The organism is Aliikangiella litoralis, assembly GCF_052495765.1.
The window spans coordinates 3261376-3279801 of record NZ_CP199292.1; the positions used below are offsets into that span (position 1 = coordinate 3261376).

Sequence of the window (18426 nt, forward strand, 5' to 3'; positions counted from 1 at the left end):
TTATTATACTGCTTTCATGTTTGAAGTTAATGAATAAAGTTGCAAAGCCGTTCTACTTATTTAGCTAAAAATGCGGCTATCATAAGTGAATTGGTTATTATTCAACAATGAAGGGAAAATGAGGAGTAGAAAAATGGCTACAGGCACAGTTAAATGGTTTAACAACGCAAAAGGATATGGCTTCATCAGACCAGATAATGGTGGAGATGACATTTTTGCACATTATTCAACAATCGAAATGGATGGTTATAAAAGCCTTAAAGCTGGTCAAGATGTCGTATTTGATACCTGCGAAGGGCCAAAAGGTCTACATGCGCTAGATATCACACCAATCGGATCTGACGCCATTCAAGATAACACTGACGAATAGTCATTAGCGCCCTTTTCAGATAGAGGGCGTTTTTGCGTCAGTAACAATCTCTAATTGCAATTACTTGCAATACCCATTGTCGTATCAACACCTAACATCTCATTTCATTATTACACGTATATTAAAGCTAAATGATAACCAGTTCGTATTTTTCTTAGTGATTTAAGGTTGATTCTTAGAAATATTACAACTTTTAGATGGTTAAAAATCTAGTTGTAGATGGCTAAAAAGCTTTAACCATCTACTTATTCGAGACTTACTGACTTGAAAGCGCAGAATTAAGTTTGTTACTGGGTCTCATAGCTTGGCTTGCCAGTTGTTCATCAGGTAGGTAATAACCTCCAATATCAACAGCTTGTCCTTGAATATCATTCAACTCCTTAATGATAGACAGCTCTTCTTCCTGTAGTTTTTTCGCCAAAGGTGAAAAATGTTCTTTTAATTCAGCATCTTGTTCTTGATTGGCTAGTTCTTGTGCCCAATAAAGTGCTAAATAAAAATGGCTACCACGGTTGTCTAATTCACCAACTTTACGTGAAGGAGAACGGTTATTATCTAAAAATTGACCCGTTGCTTTATCGAGTGCATCAGCTAGAACTTTTGCTTTAGGATTTTGGTTAACCACACTTAAATGCTCTAAAGAAGCCGCCAAGGCTAAAAACTCACCCAAAGAGTCCCAACGTAAATGATTCTCTTTTTCAAACTGCTGAACATGCTTTGGAGCTGAACCACCCGCACCAGTTTCAAACAAGCCACCACCGTTCATCAACGGTACAATTGAAAGCATTTTAGCACTTGTACCAAGCTCTAAAATTGGGAATAAATCAGTTAAGTAGTCTCTTAAAACATTACCAGTTACCGAGATAGTATCTTGACCATCTTTAATTCTTTCCAATGAAAATTTAGTTGCCTCTACGGGTGACATAATATGCAACTCAAGACCATTTACATCATGTTGAGGAAGGTACTTCTCAACCTTAGTGATCAATTGTGCATCATGAGCTCGATTTTTATCTAACCAAAATACAGCAGGCGTGTTGGTTGCTCTTGCTCTATTTACAGCTAATTTTACCCAATCTTGGATTGGCGCATCTTTAACCTGACACATCCGCCAAATATCACCTTTTTCAACAGTGTGTTCTAAAAGCGTATTTCCTTTTTCATCAACAACTCTAACCGTGCCTTTAGCTGGAATTTCAAAAGTTTTGTCATGAGAACCATATTCTTCAGCTTTTTGAGCCATTAAACCAACATTGGGCACACTCCCCATTGTTTTTGGATCAAATGCACCATGTTTTTTACAAAAATCAATCGTTTCTTGATAAACACCAGCGTAACAACGATCGGGAATGATCGCTTTGGTATCTTGTTGTTTTCCTTCTGAATTCCACATTTGACCAGAGCCTCGAATCATTGCAGGCATTGAAGCATCAACAATAACATCTGAAGGCACATGCAAATTGGTGATCCCTTTATCAGAGTCAACCATTGCTAATGCAGGTCTGCTATCGTATACAGCCAGAATATCGGCCTCTATTTCTGCTTTTTTATCTGCTGGTAAAGTTTGGATTTTGCTATAAACATCGCCAATACCATTATTGACATCAACCCCTAACTCTTCAAAAGTTGCAGCATGTTTTTGTAATACATCTTCATAATAGACAGACACAACATGACCAAATATTATCGGATCAGACACCTTCATCATTGTTGCTTTTAAATGCAGCGAAAATAAAACGCCCTCTTGCTTAGCATTTTCAATTTCTTGAGCAATAAAAAGTCTTAACTGGTTAGTATTCAGTACCGCACTATCAATAATTTCACCTGCTAAAACAGGGGTATTTTGCTTTAATACCGTAGTGTTGCCTGACTCATCGGTTAATTCAATCTTCAAACTGCCAGCTTCTGTCACTGTGGTTGACTTCTCACTACCGAAAAAGTCACTGTCAGACATACTTGCCACATGAGATTTTGAGTCAGAACTCCAAATTCCCATAGAGTGTGGATTTTTCTTAGCGAAATTTTTAACTGAACCTGGTGCCCTTCTATCTGAATTTCCTTCACGTAAAACAGGATTTACAGCACTACCTTTAATTTTGTCATAACGTGACTTTATATTTTCTTCTTGTTCTGATTGCGGCTCTTCAGGGTAATCTGGTAACGCATAGCCTTTTTGTTGAAGTTCTTTAATGGTTTCTTTTAATTGGGGGATTGACGCGCTGATATTAGGCAGTTTAATAATATTAGCTTCTGGAGATTTTGCCAATTCACCTAATTCAGCCAATGCGTCTGAAATTTGCTGTTCTTGCGATAAATAATCAGGGAAATTAGCGATAACTCGACCTGATAGTGAAATATCTCTTGTCTCTACTTCTACTCCGGCAGCTTCAGTAAAGGCTTTGATAATGGGTAGTAACGAATATGTCGCTAATGCGGGAGCTTCATCTGTTTTTGTATAAATAATCTTTGAAGATGTCATTTGATTTCCTAACGTAAATGAGTCAACGAACGAAGTCTTGCTTTGTTAACTGCTGTTGCTTATTTGTTAAAGCGTTTTTAATTCTTTCTTTGTTAAAATAAACTTACTTAATCAAAATAAAGTAACTTGGTGTGTTTTGTCTACTAAATCACCAATTTTAAGTGTGAAATACTTCAGGCAATTTACAACTTTAAACCACCTCTCGCAAAAGCAAATCAATTTACTTTAACAATGGCCTTTAAACACGGCGCGCGAATTATACGCTATAACACTACATTTTTCATAGTTTAGCTGTTAAATGATCGTTTGCTTCTTGATCTGACTACACATCGTTTAATTTTTAGAATAAAATTACCTAATATTCCTCTAGGTTATACCGCCAATGCACCCTCGCCGACATAAGCTACTCAAAAAAAATCATACTAATACTAAAGAAGCTCAAATAGTTTTATTTAATAAACCTTTTAATACACTCTGCCAGTTTACAGGAGAAGCTAATGACTCCACTTTAGCTGATTTCATTAAAATCAAAAACATATACCCTGCAGGTCGGCTCGATAAAGATTCGGAAGGATTGTTATTGTTGACCAATGATGGTCGCTTACAACACCAAATAAGTCACCCTAAATTTAAGCAAGAAAAAACCTATTGGGTTCAAGTTGAAGGTGAAGTCACTCCAGAAGCTATCTCACAACTGAGCCACGGAGTCATGTTAAAAGACGGTTTGACTAAACCAGCCAAAGCAAAACATCTCAATTTAAAACAAAATGAATTCAAACTCTGGGAAAGAACCCCTGCGGTAAGATATCGTAAAAATATACCGACAAGCTGGTTAGAATTAAAAATAAAAGAGGGGAAAAATAGACAAGTTAGGAGAATGACTGCGGCCGTTGGCTTTCCAACACTACGGCTTATTAGAATCAGCATTGGCCCCTGGAAAATCAATCAATTACAACCTGGTGAGTATATTCAGCTACCAGCCAATAATATTGGTTTTGGCTCGTCTGAAAATCATTATTAATATTGTTTCTCCTCAATTAGTCATATTTTTACGCTATCCAACAGCCGTATTAACATTTTCTTAAAACCAACGAGTTGCCTATTCACCTTTGTAGTGCTAGTGTTTGCCATTATAAAAAAATCAACAAAGGTCATGTTAATGTACACAAAACAGAGTATCAAACAACCTAAGTGGGCAACCATTTCAGTTCATATACTTTTACTCTTCTTATCATTTTCAAGCTCTGCAGGCATCAAACTAAAACCAACGCCATTAACAGGCTTAAATTACGATAAAGAATTATTAAATGGACAATACGATAATAACATTCCAACGCCAAAATCGATTCTAGGTTTTCCTGTTGGGGAAAAAACAGCGACACCAGAGCAAATTGTTACCAGCATAAAAACCTGGGAAAAAGCAACCAATAAAATGAAGCTTGTTGAGTATGCCCGCAGCCATGAAAATAGACCTTTGTATTATGCCATTATATCTACCCCTGAGAACTTGGCTCGGATTGACGAAATCAAACAAAACTTAGCCCAAATAGCTAACCCAAAAAACTTAAGCGCCGCTGAGGCAAATAAAATTATTGACCAACTACCTGCTGTTTCATGGATGGCTTATTCTATTCATGGCAATGAATCATCAGGTTCAGACGCCTCACTAGCCGCAATTTATCATTTAATTGCATCTCAAAATACCGACATAAAAGAGTTGCTTGAAAAAAGTATTATTCTCATTGATCCTGCGATGAATCCAGATGGCAGGGCGAGATTCACAAAAGCATTGGAACAAAATCGTGGAGTTGCACCTAATGTTGATGATCAGTCACTGCTCCACTCAGGAATTTGGCCAGCAGGTAGAACTAATCATTACCTCTTTGATCTTAATAGAGACTTTATTCTTGGGGTTCATCCCGAAACAATCGGTAGAGTCAAAGCGATTAATCAGTGGCACCCTCAATTAATGATTGATGCTCATGAAATGGGATCACAATCAACTTTTTTATTTGCACCGGCCCGTGAGCCAATTAATAAAAATTTAGCAAAATCAGCAAAAAAATGGGGACTTGTATTCGCTAATGATCAAGCCGCATCTTTTGATCAAGAAAACTGGCCATATTTTACTGGCGAATGGTTTGAAAACCTTTATCCAGGTTATTCCAGCTACGCAGAATTTCGAGGCAGCATACATATACTTTATGAACAAGCAAGAATGGCTGAAGATGGTGTGAGACAATCTAACGAAAGAATTTTGTCTTATCGAGAGTCAGTCCACCATCAATTAGTTAGTACAATAACTAATTTAAAAACACTCGCCCAAAACTCAAAGGCGATATATAAAGATTTTTATAAAGACAAACAACTGTTAATTTCATCGAATAGTCCTTACGCTAATGTCAGTTATGTATTACCTCCAACTAAAAATACAAAACGTTGGTTAGGTTTCATTCGCTTAATGGAACTGCAAGGTATTACACTCCATCAAACAACATCAGATTTAAGTTTTTCTAATTCGACTAACCAGCTAGGTCAAAATATAAAAGTCACTCTGCCTAAAGGAAGCTTAGTCATTCGTAACCGCCAACCAGAAGCCAGGTTATTATCAGCTTTACTTGAGTTTGATACTAAAATAAATGACTCTGTATTAGTTGAAGAAAGACAAAAAATTCTAAGAAACGGTTCAAGTTTAATGTATGATACAACAGCTTGGAATTTAACCATGATGCATGGACTAGAAGCTTACACAGTACCTGAATACATTAACTCTAATATTGAAGTTTACCAAGCAAAACCAACACCATCCCCAATTCTTAAAAAAGAACAATCAATTGCCTATATTGTTGAAGGAACTAATGATGCTTCTGTTGGTTATGCAGCAAGACTAATGGAACAAGGCGTCAAAGTTCGAGTCATCAATCGTGATGCAATACTAGATGATATTAACTTTTCAAGAGGCTCAGTAATTGTTTCCCGCTACGATAATAAAAACAATGTCAGTAATCTTGATGAGCTTGTAGAAACAACAGCAAAAGATATGCAAGTCACAGCCGTTGCAATTAAAAGTGGTATGGGCAATGGTGATTTACCCGATATTGGTGGTTCTCATTTTAGATTATTAGAGCAACCTAAAATTGCAATTTTAACAGGTAACGGAATTAATACTTACGACTATGGCTCTATCTGGCATAGCATTGATAGCAATCTGGGAATACGTCACTCACATCTCGATGTTAGCACCATTAGCTACCGAGATTTAAGAAGATATAATACGCTTGTTTTACCGGATCGTTATTATGGAAAGCTAGGAAAAAATACTCTAGCAACAATAGAAAGTTGGGTCAAAAACGGTGGCACACTCATAGCCATTGATGGTTCAATTAACGAATTAATTGATCCTGAAGCCAAACTCAGTAACGTAAGAGCCATTAACCAATCGTTCAAGAAAATCTCTGAATATGATTTATCTTTACAAAAAGAATGGTTATCACAACAAGATACATTGAATAATATCGAACAAATCTGGGAACATACAGTCCCCGAAAAGATTGATTTCCCACTGCAAAATAGTAAACCTTCAGGTAACGAAAAAGAATTACTCAAAAAAGATAGTTGGCAAAGCCAGTTTATGCCTTCAGGTGCAATTCTAGCAGCAAGAAGCGATCAAAAGCATTGGTTAACCTTTGGTTCTCCAGCCAACATACCTATTTTATATTCTAACAATCCTGTATTAATGTCAGGCAAAGGTTCTGAAGCGGCAATAAGGTTAGGTGTTTACGCTAAACTTGATAAAAGTGTTTGGCAAAAAGTGACCAGTTCGATAAAAGACAGAACTATTTCAAGAAAAGTCGGTTGGTCTAGTTTGCCCGATGAATACGAACTAAAATTAAGAATGAGTGGTTTATTATGGCCCGAAGCAAGCCAAAGAATTGCAAACTCAGCTTATTTAACCCGTGAAAGAAAAGGAAATGGACAAATCATTTTATTTGCCAGCCAGCCAAGCTTTAGAGGCTCAACAATGGCATCAAATAGATTATTATTAAATGCATTAGTTTATGGCCCTGGCTTAGGGGCAAGAACACCAATACGTTTATAAGTAAACTAATAACCGAAAAACATAACGCCACTTAATTTTTTAAGTGGCGTATTGATTTAAATGGTAGCTTTTTTGTTAACTCTTGCATCGCTTGCTTTACATATTTTTCTTCTTCAACAACAAAGTGACTAATAGCAGCATAAAACTGCGGGTGAGCAATCCAATGATTTGAGTATGTCTCTATTGGCTCAAAACCTCGTTGAATTTTATGTTCACCCTGCGCTCCTGCATCAAATTTATTGAGTTGATGTTGGATGCAATATTCTATACCTTGATAATAACAAAGCTCAAAGTGTAAAAACTCAAACTCTTGATTACATCCCCAATAACGTCCATAAAGCGTTGAATGATCTTTAAAAAACAAAGAGGCAGCTATCATTTCTTTATTTTTATAGGCGGCAATAAGAACAATATACTCTTTCATTAAGCGGCCAATCAAACTGAAAAACTCATAGGTCAAATAGCCTGAATGTCCACTCCTTTTCAAATAAGTCATTTTATAAAAAGAATAAAATTTTTTCCAAGTTAGCTCACTAACCTGAGCACCTTCAATAACTTTTGTTTCAATTTCTTGTTCTGAAATAATCCTTCTTTCACGCTTAATATTCTTGCGTGGTTTTGCACGGCAATTTAACAGGAAATCGTCAAAACTAGCATAGTCACGGTTAAACCAATGATATTGCATACCGGTACGTTTAAAATCACCGAGCCGATGAAATGCACTTGATTCAGATAATAAGTTAAATAGTATATGCCATGAGTAAATATTACGTTCCTTGCAAAATTCTTTAATTGTTTGATTAATGTATTCAAATAATCGATCATCACAATACCCTTTCGCGAAATAAATCCTTTGGCCTGTCACAGGCGTAAAAGGGATCGCAGTGATTAATTTAGGATAATAGTTAAAACCAGATTGATGAAAAGCGTCTGCCCATTGAAAGTCGAAAACATACTCGCCATAGCTATGTTTTTTAATATAAAGCGGAACTAATGCGACTATATTTTCGCCATCTTTCACAGTAAGATGAGCGGGGATCCAGCCATTTTCTTCAGAAACACATTGAGAAATTTCTAATGCATGTAAAAACTCATATTGAATAAAAGGGTAATCGCTATTAATAATATTTGTCCATTCATCTCGCTTGATTTGACAAATACTCTGAAAAGAAACGCTCAATTGATTAGACATTCATTAACTAACCAGGTAATTCGATAGTACTCTTACACTAATTGAAGCCTATTTAGATGTACAATAGTTTGAAGCAATCAATGACTCGGATGATTAAAGAAGCCCAATCGCGAGCCATTTTTCTGGTTTCGCGACGGGCAGAAGATCTGAGTGCCGATTTAGATTTTTGATGAACTCCTCCTTTACTCATCATAGGATGATTGGCATAAGGATTTCTCGGTACTCGATTAATACTTAATTGAACGTTGCCAGACACATCATGAATATGCTGGGTAGACGTCTTCTTCTTCGATTTTTTTCTCTTTGTCATATTTCACCTTAAGTTTTGTTAACATCCAACTTCTAAATAATACCAATTAGGATTCTTCAATTTGTTTAAACGCCGTTTTATTTTTTTATTTGATAAAATAAAATCAGGACCTTTACTTGTTTGAGTAAAACAAAAAGATTTTGGCAAACGACTATATAAACTTTTTGGTGGGCAAGCACCAGTAATATTCTTCATATATCGGCCAGTATCAAATTGGTGATAAAATATTTTATTAATTCCTAACTCTTCTTTAATTAAGTGAATTGCAGAAAACATTGCAGCTTCACTCCAAGTCTTTGAATATCGCTTTAACACCTTTTGAGTATAACTTAACATTGCTTCTGCGTTATATTTTTCTCCATAACAAGAATAATCAGAACGCCCCGACTGAATTGCACTAGTTGCTAGTTGCAAGTGTCTTTCCGCTTTTCTCAACCAGTCATTTTGGATTTCTTCAATGAGAGCCTCACCTGAAGTAAAATCGAAATCCACTCTTACCCAAGCAAGAGAATATTTAAAAGAATGTACTGGGTGAGAATAGCATTTAAAAGTACTACTCTTCAGTTTATAACGCCCAATCAACTACTCCTGTTCTCTAGAAAAGTTTAACTGTATTACCAAGTTCGCGCCAGGCCGGGAAGTTTGATTCCACAAGTAATCAGACTGGTTTCCCCAAGTAGAAAGTGTCACTACATAGCTTTCAAACTCAGTAGAAAATGCTTGTAACAGAATATCTTCAGTTAATAATCCTTTACCACATTGAGCTGTCACTTTTTTAATAATATCTTTATTAAGTAATTTAGCATAAGCACCTGACTTTATTTCATTAACGCTTAAACCACCTTTTGTTCGAACTAACATTCTTAATAAATATACTGCGTACTTATCTCTGTAGTAATGAACTAATCGACGCCCATCATCGAGACACTCGATTACTTCTTTTAATAAATTGATCTCCATAACATTTTTTCCGTATTTTTTTAAATAACATTATTCGCTCAGTTTTATAACCACTTCTATTTCTCAATTGACTTTTCATTATCAATTTCTCCTATTTAATAAACACGCTCTAAGCTTTACAGACACAACTACGCGCCTCAGCTTTATAGCAGAGTATTTTATTATTTAAACTAAAAATGAAAACCAAACGAAAAAGCCCCGGCAAATTTGCCAGGGCTTTCATTAAGAATAAATACTGGCTCGAAAGATTTTCATTAACCTTCCAAGCATCAAATTATTGGAAAGTTATGTGAATTGTTTTTTTTGTAGTTTATTTGCTTTTTGCATTCCTAAATGCTCCCAATAATTGAATTAGTAGCTACCACTTATTCTAGTTTAAATTAACTAGTTTATTGTTTAACCATTTTCTTAGTTAACCAATGAGTAGCTCTCTCGACAGCGCAAAATAATACGTTAAAAATTATTTTTGTCAATGACTTTCGGATAAAAATCAACCAAAGTTTTTGGTTAACTTAGCCGATAAATGGATCGCTTGACGAGTTCTGGTATAAGTACCGCACCGACAAATATTGGTCACATGCCAATCAATACCTTCATCTGAAGGAGTATCTATCTACTCATAAGCGCCAGCCAGAGGTATTGCCACTAATAATGAACTACCAGCAACTATATAGAAATAAACTCACGCCGGCTTATTAGCAGCATAGTCCCCCCCTTGATGACCGCATCTTTTAATAGGAAAACCGTTATAAAATACTACTAGCATCCACTCGTATCGTCATGAAGCTTCGACTTGTAAATATTTCTCTTAATCGCAATCTGTTCAAAAATTCAATAAGTTGTTAGACTCTTGTAGCAATACTTAATACTTAAGGATCTCGAAGTGAACAAAAGCTTTATCACCAATTTCGTTGCATTTTGCTTAATTGTCATTGGTTATTTATTATCTCAACCTGTGTTACAAACTGTAGGCTTATTCGCATTTTCAGGCGCTTTAACCAATTGGTTAGCCGTTCATATGCTTTTTGAGAAAGTGCCAGGGTTATATGGTTCAGGCATCATCCCGGCTCGCTTTGAAGAATTCAAAATCGCGATAAGAAGCATGATTATGGAACAATTCTTTACCGATGATAATATTGATAAGTTTTTAAGCGGTAATAACGGTACTCATATTGATCTTCAATTTGAACCAGTCATTGAACAGGTTGATTTATCACCAGCTTTTGATCGTTTGACTCAAGTCATTATGAATTCTTCATTTGGTAGTATGCTAGGTATGTTTGGTGGAGAAGAGGCTTTAACCCCTTTAAAAGAACCTTTTATAGCAAACATGAAAGAGTCTTTAATTGAGATTTCCAGTCAAGATGAATTTAAAAACCTACTTAAATCTGAAATAGAGCAACCCGAAGTACTAGCAGATATTAAAGAAAAAGTGAGTACCATTATTGACAAACGACTTTCAGAACTGACCCCACAAATTGTTAAACAAATCGTTCAAGAAATGATAAAGCAGCATCTTGGCTGGCTTGTTGTCTGGGGTGGAGTATTTGGCGGATTAATCGGCTTTTTCTCCTCATTTATTGCAAAATAAGCAGATTATCCAATAAAATGGGGCTAAGATAATTGTTAACTATATAAAACTAATAACAAGGGGTAAGCATGTCATTAACTAACGCAATTTCATTGCTATATGGACCAACACAAGAATGGCGCAATATAAAAGAACAAAAACAGAGTATTAGCCATATCTATTTGACTTTCTTGATATTTTTTGCCGCTATACCACCAGCATCGGCCTTTATTGGTAGTACATATATTGGCTGGAGCATCGGCGACGGGGAAACCCATAAATTAACAACAGAAAGTGCTATGTACTTATCTGTTATTGCTTATTTTGCAATATTGTCAGCAGTTATGGTACTTGCTTGGTTTATTCAGTGGATGGCTAAAACTTATGGCGCCAATCCAAGTTTAGCAGAGTGCGTAAACTTAACGGCATATAGTTGTACACCATTATTCTTAGCGGGCTTTCTTGGTAGTTTCCCTATTTTATGGCTCGATATGCTACTGACTTTGGTGGCAATAGCAATGGCAGTTAACCTTCTTTATAAAGGCGTTCCTGAAGTGATGGGGATTAACCGTGAAAAAGGTTTTTTATTTGCTAGCTCAATTCTGACTGTTTGCATGGTGAGTTTAGTTGGTATGTTAGCCATAACAATTATATTTTGGGGCTCAGGTCTTTCACCTGTATTTACTTCTTAAATTTATTTACAATGATGCGGATTAACGCAATCAATTAGGACAAGCGCTTGGACGTCATTTACTGGTTAATTCCGCTATCTATTGTTATTTTAATCGTTGCTGTAATTATCTTTTTTTGGGCAGTTAAGTCAGGTCAATTTCAAGATCTTGACTCTGCTGCCATAGAGATTTTATTCGATGATGATACCCCCCATTCAAAAGCACCTAATATTGACAATAAAACGAATAAACAGCCCCCCCCTATCAAACATAAACATTCATTATAAATTACTGGTTTAAACCTAGAGGTCAACCATGCGCTTAACCATTCATTATGCTTTTTCACTAACCCTATTATTTATTTCGTCTTTTGTGTTAGCCTCTCCAGAACTTATTATTGCTAGCTCTTTTAATATTAAAGCAGTTAATGGAACGATCTATTCTTCTGGCATAATAAACCAAGATAGACGAATTAAATTGCGTCCTGGAAAAAACTTGCTTGCAATTGAATATGAAGAAGTTTTTGATGATGAAAATGGAGATAGCTTTGATGTCATAAAATCTTCACCTTTTCTGTTAACCGTTTACTTAAACAAGGATACGGTTTACCAACAAAAAATAGTCAAACCATCTAATGCAGGCGCTGCGAGAAAGTTTATTAATAATCCCTTATTCCAAATTATAAATACTTCAAATAAAAAACAAACAGAAAAAGTTAGCTTTAAGCTAGTACCACTTATCAGTGATAAGAAAAGCTATTTAGTTTACCAAACACGCCTGCGACAAAATGACACGCTGGATTTATCGCACCCCAACCCAAAATCGAGTAATATTAACAAGCAAAATTTAATCAAATCAAACCAACAATCAATGCCAAGTAAAATGCTTAACTACTGGTGGCAACAAGCGTCTCCTGAAGAAAAAGAGCAATTTCTTAATGCGATAAAAGGTACTGATAAAAAATAAGAAGTATTAATTTTTATGACTGAAACAACATTGATTAGCGCGCTCATTCTTGGATTAATGGGGGCGGGTCATTGCCTGAGTATGTGTGGCGGTATTATCAGCAGTCTTTCCATAGCTACTGATAATAAACACAACAAATGGACTAAAATCATTAGCTACCAACTTGGTCGAATATTAAGTTATTTTTTATTTGGACTAGTCGCAGGTTGGATTGGCTACCAAACGAATAAGTTCACTTCTCTACCAATACTTCAAACATTGTCTGGAGTATTATTGATTTTAATGGGACTTTATATTAGCCGTATTTGGATGTTCATCAGCCACTTAGAAAAAGCAGGTAAAATAATTTGGGATAAGATAAGTCCTCTCAGTAAATACCTTTTACCCGTCACCTCAATAAAGCAAGCTTTGTTGCTAGGTGCATTGTGGGGTTGGTTACCCTGTGGTTTAGTTTACACCAGTTTAAGCTATGCTTTAACAACAGCCCATCCTATTAGTAGCGGCTTATTTATGCTTGTTTTTGGTATTGGGACATTACCAGCAACCCTACTTGCTGGAGCCGCTAGTGTTTCACTAAAAAATTGGCTAAATAAAAACACTGTGCGTCTAGCTAGTGCATTTATACTCATTAGTTTTGGTTGTTATATTTTAATCACACTTTACTTAACAGGTGAATCACACCACCACCACTAGACTTTAATATTATTGATTTTGACTCTATTGCAGTTCCACTTATTGATGACTACTTGTTATCACTTTAATTCCCAAAAGAATCATAGCACCGCCTAAAACCCGATCAATCCAATGTCCTACACTTCTAAATTTTTGATTAATAACCGGTTGTGACAAGAAAAAAGTGATCGAGGCAAACCAAAAAAACTGAATAAACATAATCCAAATACCATAAATAGCGATTTGATAAATTGGCATATCTGGGGATAAAACAATGGTAAATAACGAAACAAAATAAATAGGCGCTTTAGGATTTAAAACATTGCAGATAACTCCTTTGCCTATTGACTTTTTGGCAGAGTATTTTTTTACTGTCAAACTGGCTGTTTGAGTGTCACTCATAGGCTTTGCTCTTAACCCACAAACGCCTAAATAAAATAAGTAACCGCCTCCTAATATTTTGATTATCCACAAGGTTGTTGAAGAATTCGCGATAACAGCAGCTAAACCAAATGCGGAGTAAAGAATATGAATTGACAGCCCTAGTGAAATACCAATGCTGCACATAATTCCCGCTTTTCGACCATTGGTTAATGTCTGCTGTGAAACCAGAACAAAATCAGGGCCAGGTGAAGCTGCAGCTAATAAATGAACCATAGAAATAATGAGTAAACCTTGAAATAAATCCACTTTATTCTCCTGAATATTATCTATTTTTCATAATGTTTTATTAACCATTATTTTGCAACGATTTTAACCTTGTACAGCAGGTTATCGCAATACACAGAACATCACTGTTTTTGAGTCAGTTTGTACTGCTAAGTCTTTTTAGTATCTTATAAAATCATCAATTAATATGAGATAAACCTTTATTTTATAGGGTAAGATAAAAATCCTAAATGAATAATATTCAACAGAAAATGACAAGCAATAGAAAACTCAACTCTTCGAGTGAGCTGATAAACTAGTCCATACCCCAAACCAGCAATCATCGCAACTAGCATATAATAAACTCCACCGGCCAAATGTACGATACCAAAAATAATAGCCGTTACACTGACAGGAATAATATAGTAATATCGCTTCTCTTGATCAAATATAGAATATAATTTTTCCTGGATCATTCCTCTGAAAAATACTTCTTCAGCCAAGCAAACGATCATTATTTGATTGACGATAAAAATAATTAAAAATGGTGCACCAAGTAAATAATCTAAATTAACATCAACAATATCTAAACTTAATGCCGTACCTAACGCTATTCCAACCATTGCCAAGCTAATTAATACTGCTTTAATAAATAACTCGCTTGATAATGGTATAGGACTCTTCTTTATTAACACTAAAAAAACAATGACCCCGGCCAGGCTTTTATCAAAATTAATATACATTGAAAAAGGTTGTGATAAGCTCTTTATAGCTACCTGCTTTACAATCAATTGATTTTGAAAATCAGGAATCACATGTAAACCAAGTGATAAAAAAATCAAAACGGCTGCCACATAAGCAAAGGAACGCAAAATCTTACTTTGAGCTGAGTTTGCTAACATAATAGAAGCAAACAAAACGATTAGTGATATTACAGCAATAATCTTTAGAAAACCGACAGCAAAGCAATAGATAACCAAAGCTGTCAAAGATAGTCCCCATAATGGAATTTTAATTCCCTTGACGGCTAGCTCTCTATGGAAGTACTTTGATAAAACAGCGATTAATAAAAGTACACCAGCAAATATTAAGCGGTTATCAGGCAAATTAACTAACGTAACTTGATTAACAAGGTTATCTGTCACAGAGATTCCTAATAAGATATTAATTTTTTAGTGAGCGAAGGTTACTATCTGTGCCCATTGAAAACCAGTCTCATTTCTCACCAACCTAAACCAGCTATTTTTAACGGTTAACTCAAGAATAATACAAGTTTCACCTACGCCTAATACGCAAGTTGCTGGTTCGATTACTTGTGGAAGTAAATTTCAGCTAGCTCTCTTCAAACGGCTTCATTGATAGCATTTACCTGAAAAATGAGATTCACTAAACAGATCGGCGATATAACTTATTAATATTACTTGGAAAATCTAAAATATGATCTAAAGTTAACTATATAACTTTTCGATAATAAAGGTTGATAAATGGTGTTTCTTAGTCGCTTTATACTGGGGAGTTTTTTAGCCATTTATACATTTCTAGTGCATAGCACAACAACCGAAAGTGGTGTTGCTAGGCAGTATAACTTTCAAGAATACACTGTTTTTGATGGCTTACCCCAAGGTCAAGTTATTTCTATTATTCAAGATTCACAAGGCTATATATGGACTGGTAGCTACGCAGGAATAACTCGCTATAATGGTCGAGAATTTGAGACATTTACTAAACCACTACCAAGTAATAGTGTTCGTTCAATGGTTCGAAGCTATCAGGGTAAAATCATTGTTGCGACAGCCGCAGGCCTTTGTTACTTGGAAAAAAGCCAAATAACCTGCCCTCCTCTCAATAATAAACTCCCATTAAAAAATATATATCAAGTTATTTCTACAGACAGTGGGGACTTGTGGCTAGCCGCAGAAGGTGGCGTAATGCATGTGACAGAATCGACCCTAAAAACTTATACATTAAAAGACGGCTTACCTTCGACGACTGTCCGTTCAATGATTCAAGATCAAACTGGAAATATCTGGGCCGGCACAAGTAGTGGAGTTGCACACTTTAATGGTAGCCATTTCGAAAAAATTATTAGCCATGAATTAAAAAATATATCAATTAGAGCATTGCTGGAAACTGGCGAGGGTATTTGGGTTGGAGGTAGTACAGGGCTTTTCTTAATCAATAGCAAAACATACAAGGTATCAAAAATAGACAGCCCAGAGTTCAACAATAATGGTATTTTATCTCTCTATGAGGATAGTCGTGGCATATTATGGATAGGTACATATCATGGTTTATACCGCATGATAAATAATCAAATTGAGCGACTTTCTCCACAACGAGGGTTAAAGCGTATGGCAACATACAGCATTATTGAAGATCGTGATGGTACTCTTTGGTATGGCTCTGATGCAGGCTTAGTAAAACATGTACCTGGCCCTTTTGTTACCTACACAGAAAGTCAAGGGTTAAGTAATGACTTTGTACGCTCGATGTCGGTCGATAGATATGGACATATCTGGATGGGCACTCGGAAAGGCGTTAGTGTTTTTAACCCCTATACCGAAAAATTCCGCATCCTTACCAGCGAACTAAAACTAAAAGATATCCGCATCTATGGATTAAAGTGCTTACTTGATGGTAGTGTTTTAATTGGTACACAAAATGGCATGATACATTGGAAAAATGAAAAAGCCTATGGACCTTATACCATAGAAAATGGCCTCCCCTCATCATATGCTTCAACAATGATGCAAGATCAAAAAGGAAATGTCTGGATAGGTACATCTCGTGGACTAGCATTATGGGAAAATGATCAAATAAAACAAGTAACACAAAGCGAATTTACAATAGGCGGTATTTATTTTATGCAAACGGATTTGCTCGGGCGTGTCTGGCTAGGTACAGGAAATCGGGGTGTTGTAATTTATGATCCAGAGAAACAAAAATATATTACATTAGATCATATACCGCAAGCGAATAAATTTACAACCTGGTCAATCGATAGAGATTTACAGGGAAATATGTGGGTTGGAACAAATGGAAATGGTTTGCTTAAAATTAGTCAAGATTTAAAACTACTTAACGTTTTTGATAAACAGAATGGATTAGGTAACAACTATGTGTGGCAAGTTATGGTTGATACTAGTGGTAAAGTGTGGGTGTATACCAATAATGGGCTTAAACGTTATAACGGAAAATCCTTTACCCACTTTGATGGTGCCGATGGGCTGCCAGATTTAGAGGGCGCAGCAACAGCCGTTGCCGAACATCCAAGCGGTGATTTATGGTTTGGTACAGCCTTTGGAGTGACTCGTTATGCACCAAGCAATGAAGTTATCGATAGTAATCCACCACCAATTATTATTGACGGTGTTTGGTTGGGGGATAAACGCTTAACATCATCAGAAGTTCTTGAATTTAAAGGGAAGTCTTTAACCGTTAAGTTTTCTAGTTTAAGCTTTAGAGATGAGCGCGACATTCAGTTTTCTTATCGATTACTCGGAGCTAACAATAATTGGTCAAAACCTCAACCTCACAATCAGGTAAAAATAATAAACCTTTCGCCCGGTCAATATGAACTTCAAGTTAAAGCAATCAAGGGCGCGCGTTTTGATAGTGCTGTTCCAGCATCTTTTAGTTTTGGAATTAAGCCACCATTTTGGTTAACCTGGTGGTTTATTTTTATTGCTATTTTGAGCATTATTTTATTAGTGGCAGTCATTATTCGTTATCGTGTCAGAAAGCTAGCGTCAGAAAAAGAACATTTAGAAATTCTAGTGGCAGAGCGAACATCAGAGCTCAGTGAAATCAATAATGAGCTCAATCGGTTAGTTGTGACGGATGATCTAACCAAGTTATATAACCGTCGTCACTTAATGGATTGCTTATATAAAGATGTTGAACGCTTATCCAGAGCTCCTTCTTTAACCTATTTATCCTTTATTATTTTCGACGTTGATAACTTTAAAATGATTAATGATACTTATGGCCATGTGGTTGGTGATCTTGTATTAATCGAATTAGCTAAACGAATCAAAAAAAGCATCCGTAAAACCGATATAGCAGCGCGCTATGGAGGTGAAGAGTTTGCCGTTATATTACCATTAACAGATACACGAGGAGCTGAAACCTGTGCAGAAAAAATCCGTACCGAAGTTGCCGATAGTAAGTTTCAAATTAATCAGCAAGAAAAAATACAAGTAACTGTTAGTATTGGTGTATCCACAATTGAAAACAATAAGAGACTCGATAACATTAAACAAAGTGATGACATTATACGCCAAGCAGATATTGCACTCTACCAAGCAAAAGAGCATGGCAGAAATAAAACCTGCGTGTTTGATGCAAATATTGAGAAACCTTAGGCCTCTTAAATAACTCCCCTCCCCCAACTATTGCTTGGTAAAAATAATTAAAAAACAAGAGCATTAGCAAAAAATTAGAATAATATCAGTTTTTATACCACATAATTTATTGCACTTAGTTTCTC

The 18426-nt window shown here is 35.8% G+C and carries 16 protein-coding genes; 9 read left to right on the forward strand and 7 right to left on the reverse strand.

Translation table 11 applies throughout. From position 1 onward, the window contains the following. Positions 1-133 precede the first annotated feature (133 nt). Entirely contained in the window at positions 134-370 is a 237-nt protein-coding gene (cspD, locus tag ACT5E3_RS13350; protein ID WP_444994037.1) for a cold shock domain-containing protein CspD, read from the forward strand. A gap of 256 nt (positions 371-626) precedes the next feature. Here cspD and ACT5E3_RS13355 read toward each other — a convergent pair whose 3' ends face one another. Beyond that, positions 627-2849, reverse strand: coding sequence for an NADP-dependent isocitrate dehydrogenase (locus tag ACT5E3_RS13355; RefSeq protein ID WP_444994038.1), 2223 nt, complete (start codon positions 2847-2849; stop codon positions 627-629). Between the two features lie 382 nt (positions 2850-3231). On the opposite strand from ACT5E3_RS13355, the gene ACT5E3_RS13360 reads away from it, so the two are divergent. Then, positions 3232-3870 (forward strand): pseudouridine synthase, encoded by a 639-nt coding sequence (locus tag ACT5E3_RS13360; RefSeq protein ID WP_444994039.1) that lies wholly within the window; start codon positions 3232-3234, stop codon positions 3868-3870. 138 nt (positions 3871-4008) lie between these two features. After that, positions 4009-6948 (forward strand): M14 family metallopeptidase, encoded by a 2940-nt coding sequence (locus tag ACT5E3_RS13365; RefSeq protein WP_444994040.1) that lies wholly within the window; start codon positions 4009-4011, stop codon positions 6946-6948. Between the two features lie 31 nt (positions 6949-6979). On the opposite strand, the gene ACT5E3_RS13370 is transcribed toward ACT5E3_RS13365, so the two are convergent. From ACT5E3_RS13370 to ACT5E3_RS13385, 4 genes are all read right to left on the reverse strand, one after another. Beyond that, positions 6980-8140, reverse strand: a complete 1161-nt coding sequence (locus ACT5E3_RS13370) for a GNAT family N-acetyltransferase (RefSeq protein WP_444994041.1) — start codon at positions 8138-8140, stop codon at positions 6980-6982. Positions 8141-8192: 52 nt separating this feature from the next. Continuing rightward, entirely contained in the window at positions 8193-8450 is a 258-nt protein-coding gene (locus ACT5E3_RS13375; protein ID WP_444994042.1) for a hypothetical protein, read from the reverse strand. An 18-nt stretch (positions 8451-8468) separates the two neighbouring features. Further along, positions 8469-8942: a hypothetical protein gene (locus ACT5E3_RS13380; protein ID WP_444994043.1), complete on the reverse strand. Its 474-nt coding sequence runs from the start codon at positions 8940-8942 to the stop codon at positions 8469-8471. A gap of 90 nt (positions 8943-9032) precedes the next feature. Then, on the reverse strand, positions 9033-9410 hold the full coding sequence (locus ACT5E3_RS13385) for a hypothetical protein (RefSeq protein WP_444994044.1): 378 nt from the start codon (positions 9408-9410) through the stop codon (positions 9033-9035). 883 nt (positions 9411-10293) lie between these two features. On the opposite strand from ACT5E3_RS13385, the gene ACT5E3_RS13390 reads away from it, so the two are divergent. The 5 genes from ACT5E3_RS13390 to ACT5E3_RS13410 all read left to right on the forward strand — a co-directional run bounded on the left by ACT5E3_RS13390 (position 10294) and on the right by ACT5E3_RS13410 (position 13310). After that, positions 10294-11001, forward strand: a complete 708-nt coding sequence (locus ACT5E3_RS13390; protein WP_444994045.1) for a DUF445 domain-containing protein — start codon at positions 10294-10296, stop codon at positions 10999-11001. A 68-nt stretch (positions 11002-11069) separates the two neighbouring features. After that, the gene (locus ACT5E3_RS13395) at positions 11070-11672 is read left to right on the forward strand and encodes a Yip1 family protein (RefSeq protein ID WP_444994046.1); all 603 of its coding nucleotides are present in this window, start codon (positions 11070-11072) and stop codon (positions 11670-11672) included. Between the two features lie 47 nt (positions 11673-11719). Continuing rightward, positions 11720-11938, forward strand: coding sequence for a cbb3-type cytochrome oxidase assembly protein CcoS (gene ccoS, locus ACT5E3_RS13400; protein WP_444994047.1), 219 nt, complete (start codon positions 11720-11722; stop codon positions 11936-11938). Positions 11939-11966: 28 nt separating this feature from the next. Next, positions 11967-12617, forward strand: coding sequence for a DUF2057 family protein (locus ACT5E3_RS13405; RefSeq protein WP_444994048.1), 651 nt, complete (start codon positions 11967-11969; stop codon positions 12615-12617). Between the two features lie 15 nt (positions 12618-12632). Continuing rightward, a complete protein-coding gene (locus ACT5E3_RS13410) occupies positions 12633-13310 on the forward strand; it encodes a sulfite exporter TauE/SafE family protein (RefSeq protein WP_444994049.1) in 678 nt (225 codons plus the stop codon). A 39-nt stretch (positions 13311-13349) separates the two neighbouring features. Here the strand turns inward: ACT5E3_RS13410 and ACT5E3_RS13415 are convergent, their stop codons facing one another. Further along, positions 13350-13979, reverse strand: a complete 630-nt coding sequence (locus tag ACT5E3_RS13415) for a LysE family translocator (RefSeq protein WP_444994050.1) — start codon at positions 13977-13979, stop codon at positions 13350-13352. Between the two features lie 179 nt (positions 13980-14158). Continuing rightward, positions 14159-15082 (reverse strand): CPBP family intramembrane glutamic endopeptidase, encoded by a 924-nt coding sequence (locus ACT5E3_RS13420; protein ID WP_444994051.1) that lies wholly within the window; start codon positions 15080-15082, stop codon positions 14159-14161. A gap of 339 nt (positions 15083-15421) precedes the next feature. Between ACT5E3_RS13420 and ACT5E3_RS13425 the strand changes: the two genes are divergently transcribed. Beyond that, complete coding sequence (locus ACT5E3_RS13425; protein WP_444994052.1) at positions 15422-18301, forward strand: ligand-binding sensor domain-containing protein; 2880 nt, start codon at positions 15422-15424, stop codon at positions 18299-18301. Positions 18302-18426: the final 125 nt, after the last annotated feature.

Excerpts from the sequence above, each read along its gene's own strand:
- cspD (WP_444994037.1), top strand. The coding sequence starts at position 134 with ATGGCTACAGGCACAGTTAAATGGTTTAACAACGCAAAAGGATATGGC.
- ACT5E3_RS13355 (WP_444994038.1), bottom strand. The coding sequence starts at position 2,849 with ATGACATCTTCAAAGATTATTTATACAAAAACAGATGAAGCTCCCGCA.
- ACT5E3_RS13360 (WP_444994039.1), top strand. The coding sequence starts at position 3,232 with ATGCACCCTCGCCGACATAAGCTACTCAAAAAAAATCATACTAATACT.
- ACT5E3_RS13365 (WP_444994040.1), top strand. The coding sequence starts at position 4,009 with ATGTACACAAAACAGAGTATCAAACAACCTAAGTGGGCAACCATTTCA.
- ACT5E3_RS13370 (WP_444994041.1), bottom strand. The coding sequence starts at position 8,140 with ATGTCTAATCAATTGAGCGTTTCTTTTCAGAGTATTTGTCAAATCAAG.
- ACT5E3_RS13375 (WP_444994042.1), bottom strand. The coding sequence starts at position 8,450 with ATGACAAAGAGAAAAAAATCGAAGAAGAAGACGTCTACCCAGCATATT.
- ACT5E3_RS13385 (WP_444994044.1), bottom strand. The coding sequence starts at position 9,410 with ATGGAGATCAATTTATTAAAAGAAGTAATCGAGTGTCTCGATGATGGG.
- ACT5E3_RS13395 (WP_444994046.1), top strand. The coding sequence starts at position 11,070 with ATGTCATTAACTAACGCAATTTCATTGCTATATGGACCAACACAAGAA.
- ACT5E3_RS13405 (WP_444994048.1), top strand. The coding sequence starts at position 11,967 with ATGCGCTTAACCATTCATTATGCTTTTTCACTAACCCTATTATTTATT.
- ACT5E3_RS13410 (WP_444994049.1), top strand. The coding sequence starts at position 12,633 with ATGACTGAAACAACATTGATTAGCGCGCTCATTCTTGGATTAATGGGG.
- ACT5E3_RS13425 (WP_444994052.1), top strand. The coding sequence starts at position 15,422 with ATGGTGTTTCTTAGTCGCTTTATACTGGGGAGTTTTTTAGCCATTTAT.